Annotated in this window: 8 protein-coding genes; 4 read left to right on the plus strand and 4 right to left on the minus strand. The window is 46.6% G+C overall.

Annotated features, from left to right (window positions below):
* The first annotated feature begins 62 nt into the window (after window positions 1–62).
* Together RM811_RS10340 and RM811_RS10345 are read left to right on the plus strand one after the other, a co-directional pair.
* Window positions 63–1,037: a tyrosine-type recombinase/integrase gene (locus RM811_RS10340; protein ID WP_402523698.1), complete on the plus strand. Its 975-nt coding sequence runs from the start codon at window positions 63–65 to the stop codon at window positions 1,035–1,037.
* Window positions 1,038–1,061: 24 nt separating this feature from the next.
* Window positions 1,062–1,304, plus strand: a complete 243-nt coding sequence (locus tag RM811_RS10345; RefSeq protein WP_402523700.1) for a hypothetical protein — start codon at window positions 1,062–1,064, stop codon at window positions 1,302–1,304.
* 176 nt (window positions 1,305–1,480) lie between these two features.
* Here RM811_RS10345 and RM811_RS10350 read toward each other — a convergent pair whose 3' ends face one another.
* The 3 genes from RM811_RS10350 to umuD form a co-directional block, all read right to left on the minus strand.
* Entirely contained in the window at window positions 1,481–1,825 is a 345-nt protein-coding gene (locus RM811_RS10350; protein WP_402523703.1) for a hypothetical protein, read from the minus strand.
* Window positions 1,812–2,075 carry a hypothetical protein gene (locus RM811_RS10355; RefSeq protein ID WP_402523705.1) on the minus strand — a complete coding sequence of 88 codons (264 nt, stop codon included), beginning with the start codon at window positions 2,073–2,075 and terminating at the stop codon, window positions 1,812–1,814. The genes RM811_RS10350 and RM811_RS10355 overlap by 14 nt, the downstream gene beginning before the upstream one ends.
* Window positions 2,076–2,161: 86 nt before the next feature.
* Window positions 2,162–2,569 carry a translesion error-prone DNA polymerase V autoproteolytic subunit gene (gene umuD, locus RM811_RS10360; RefSeq protein ID WP_402523707.1) on the minus strand — a complete coding sequence of 136 codons (408 nt, stop codon included), beginning with the start codon at window positions 2,567–2,569 and terminating at the stop codon, window positions 2,162–2,164.
* Window positions 2,570–2,670: 101 nt separating this feature from the next.
* On the opposite strand from umuD, the gene RM811_RS10365 reads away from it, so the two are divergent.
* Together RM811_RS10365 and RM811_RS10370 are read left to right on the plus strand one after the other, a co-directional pair.
* Entirely contained in the window at window positions 2,671–3,315 is a 645-nt protein-coding gene (locus RM811_RS10365; protein WP_402523709.1) for a division plane positioning ATPase MipZ, read from the plus strand.
* Complete coding sequence (locus RM811_RS10370; RefSeq protein ID WP_402523712.1) at window positions 3,308–3,592, plus strand: hypothetical protein; 285 nt, start codon at window positions 3,308–3,310, stop codon at window positions 3,590–3,592. Before RM811_RS10365 ends, RM811_RS10370 begins: the two co-directional genes overlap by 8 nt.
* A gap of 56 nt (window positions 3,593–3,648) precedes the next feature.
* Here the strand turns inward: RM811_RS10370 and RM811_RS10375 are convergent, their stop codons facing one another.
* Window positions 3,649–3,990, minus strand: a complete 342-nt coding sequence (locus RM811_RS10375; protein ID WP_402523714.1) for a type II toxin-antitoxin system ChpB family toxin — start codon at window positions 3,988–3,990, stop codon at window positions 3,649–3,651.
* Window positions 3,991–4,111: the final 121 nt, after the last annotated feature.

Genomic DNA, 4,111 nt, shown 5'->3' on the forward strand with positions numbered 1-4,111 from the left:
GATGAATCCAAATCCTTAACTTTTGATTCTTTCTGCCCTTTCACAACACCCGACAAAAGACCATGGCCGACAACCTGACCCAGCTTATTCCAAAATGGACAACCGACTTTGAGTTCTGCGAACTTTTCGGCGGTATCAAGCTCACTACCTTCCGGGAGTACTGGTCTGACCTGACCCTGTTCAGCCAGTTTCTACACGACCACCAATACCCCTGCCAACTCCCAATCGCCCCTGAACACGTTAAAAAATGGCTCGAAGCGTGCGTCGATGCCGGTATCCGCCCCAACACCATCAAACGGCGCAAGACCGCTATCAGTTTCATCCATGAGATCAACGAATTTCACATTGAAAATCCGGCCTATCACCCACTGCTCAGGGGCTTCTACAAAAAGGTTAAGCAAGTACGCAGCAAAAAAGGACTCAGCAACCGCCTCCTGCAAAAGGAACCCCTGACCAAAGACCTGCTTAAAAAACTGGTGAGACAGTGCAGCAAAAAGACCCTTACCGGCCTGCGGAACCGAGCATTACTGCTCGTCGGCTTCCCTGCTGCCCTGCGTCGGTCCGAGTTGTGTAACCTGCAATGGCCAGACGTGAAGATCGAAGACGACCATTCCGAGATGACCCTGATCATCCAACACAGCAAAACGGACACGCTCTCTGAAGGAAAACCACTCACCATCAGCAAAGGCATCCCGAACTACTGCCCGATCCAGGCATTGCTTGACTGGCAACACGCCTCCGGCCTGACTACCGGCTATATCTTCCGAAACCTGTACAAGCTCAACGACAACAAACCCATCAACCCACAGGCTTATGTGAAGCTGATCAAAAAGTGTTGTGAGAAAGCAGGGCTGGACCCGGCTCTCTATTCCGGGCATTCAACCCGTCGGGGGATGCTGGTCACGGCCAGTGACAACGGATCAGACATACACATACTGAGAGCCCATGCCCGGCACCAGAACAGCCAAATGACCGAACATTATATCGGGGATGCCATATCAAAACGGAACAACCCCACCAAGGGACTGTTCCGCTGACATTCTTTCAGGGGGTAAGCAATCATGTACGATTTTATCTGTATCACCGTTGATGTTTCATCTGATACAGCAGTAAGTCTCGGAATAAAACGGTATGGAACACGGCCAAAAATTGGGGAATGGGTATCACTGAATGTCGACAAAGAAGAGACTTTTTTTGAAGTCGTAATGATTGTCCACCACCATAATAATCGTTCTGATCTTTATGTAAAAAGATTGGGTGATCACCGGGAAGCAATCAAGAAAATCTGTAAGCAATCGTCCTGAAGGTAAGTCTCTGGATTTTTAACCACTTCTCTCTCTATTGGCTCATCAATGGTATCTGGCTGCTAGCCAAAGGTTTTTTTGCCCTTGGCTATTATCGCTATGTTTTCCAAACAGCCAAGATCCTGCGGTTTACATCACCTTGGGCAAATACCGGGATACCTGCATGGATATACACCTCATTTTTTCAACTTCAGAAACCGGACCAACCTTTGCAGCAGTGAAGGTTTTGGAGCTGGCTTAAGCTGCAAATGCCTCAAGGCTCCACACAGGGTGACAGCTTCTTTAGGTAGAATATCGTACTGTTTAATCGATTTTTCAGAACAGTTAGTCTCAAAACGATTTTCTCCTGATATCGAAAGTGAACTAATATCGGGAATTTCTGATTTCTTCAACAGTGAAGGGTTTGAAACTAGCTTAAAATTCCTCGGTAAGACTCCACATATCGGCAACAAAGCAGTAAGTTCAGCCTTTTCCTGCTCTGAAAAGTCCTCCCATTTTCTAACGCTCTTAGTCTTCTTCATCCCACTCCATTAACTCCTTCTTTACCGACTCTTCCGGCTCCGTGAAGATCAGTTCAGCGAATGCGGTATGTCTCGCTTCTTCCCAATTCATCCCTATATCTTCATCCGTTAGTTCCGTGATCATATCCGCCACTTTCGCCTGTACTATCAGAGACTCCCTCTCCAATGTTCCTGCCTCCAAATATTTCTGGTACCTGGTTGGATGAAACTCTTTCCAATGTTCCCTGACCAATTCACTGGGTAGTGCCATTTATAACAATCTCGATAATGGGTGATGCTCTACTCTATCAAAGTTTACTGGCCTGTTAAGCTTGTGGGTTTCCCTGCACGCATTGCTTAATGCCGGTACTTATTGATTGATGACGACACCACACCCCAAACCTCAAAGTCCTGTTCCGGTCCAACCATAACCGGCGTGATATCCGCATTCGCTGTCAGACAGGCTGCTCCCTGGTTGAACCGGATACATCGAACCTGATGCTCACCATCAAGAACCACCACAACAATATCCCCGTCCTGAACCTTAAGGCTTCGGTCCACGACCAAAATAGCCCCGTCACCAATGCCTGATTCCGACATTGAATGCCCTTTGGCAATACAGAAAAACGTTGCCGCTGGATGGTGTATCAGGTGCTCATCAAGAGAGAGCCGGCTTTCTTTATAATCTTCCGCTGGCGAAGGAAATCCCATCGGCATCCATCCATGATATAGCTGTATATCTATACAGCTTAAGTTCTTCAACACCCGATAGTAAAGGGCTGTATCACATAATAATTACACCTAATGATTGATTATGTTTTCATAAAACATATATCATAATTATGAAAACATAACAGGGATAACCCATGATCATCTTGATAGGTAGTAATAAAGGAGGCTCCGGCAAAACGACCATAGCCTGTAACCTTGCGGTCGCCCTGGCGAAAAATGGTAATGATGTTTGTCTGGTCGATGCTGACCGACAAGGGAGTGCTGCAAAGTGGCACCAAGAACGGGAAGCAGGTGAAATAACCCCATCAATAACACTGGTTCAAAAATACGACAACCTCACCAAAACCATGCAAAGCCTTGATGACAAGTTCAGTCATATCATTGTCGATGTTGCTGGTCGTAACAGTCGGGAAATGATCACCGCTGCTACTGTGGCCGATATGATCATCGCGCCCCATCAATGCAGTCAGTTAGATCTTGATACCCTGGGAGAACTTCAGGAACAGATAATCAGAGTGATGGACCTGAACCCTGACCTGAAAGTTTTTATCTATCAGACCATGGCGTCGACCAATGTTCAGGTTATCGAGAATGAACGGCAAGACTTTAAAGCCTACGTTGCTGAGTTCCCTGAATTTAAGGCACTTCAATCTTCTGGTCGTTATCGAAAGATTTATCGCGATGTGATGAGTGATGGATTGTCTGTACTGGAGACCAGTAACAAACAGGCAATTGATGAAGTGACAGCCTTGTATGGGGAGATTTTCAGCCATGGTTAAAACACCCAGCAAACAGGTTCATAACAAGAAACCTGTAAACGCAAAGGCGGCTGACGCTCTAGCTGATTCCCTGGCTGATAAACCTTATGGTAAATCAACCGACCTGATTAACGCTCAGGAAGAAGCTATTGAACGGCTTACAATCGCTATGTCAGTCAGTCTGTATGATGAACTTGAAGCATTGGCCAAAAAACGTAAACGGGCAAAAGCCGAGCACCGTTCGATGTCTGCCATAGCAAGGGAGGCGATAAGCGAATACCTGAAACATAATTCATAATTCATAATTATGTTTTGTGAAACCATAAATCTTAAATGCCGGAACTCCGGCATTAACTATTCAATCACGGCCTGTAACCTTGCCAAAACCTCATCAACAAGCTCCTGCGGTGCGCTTTCTACCTTGCGTGATTGCCTTGCCCTAAGATCAATCATTCTCACTCCATTGATCAATACCACTCCCTGAGTCTCTGTACCCGATCCCATCAGAGGGACAGTAAATCCCTGAACACGGGAAAAGTTTCCACCCTGGGTAATTGGAGCGACAAGAGTAGCCCCTAAACGGTTAAACGCCTTCACTGACAATACCAGGCAAGGTCTGCTTTCCCCCGTTACCTCAGAACCAGCAACCGGATTCAAATTGATTTTCACAATATCGCCACGGTCATAAACGCTCACAGCACTTCATCTCCAGCTGGCGGCATCGAATCCCATTCAGACAACTCTTCTGGCATGGCTGCTTCTGTATCGCACTGAGCCATCAGTTCATCCATCGTGTAACGTGGCCGTGGCCTTGCCT

The sequence above is a fragment of the Endozoicomonas sp. genome (genome assembly GCF_031844845.1).
GTDB lineage: Bacteria > Pseudomonadota > Gammaproteobacteria > Pseudomonadales > Endozoicomonadaceae > Endozoicomonas.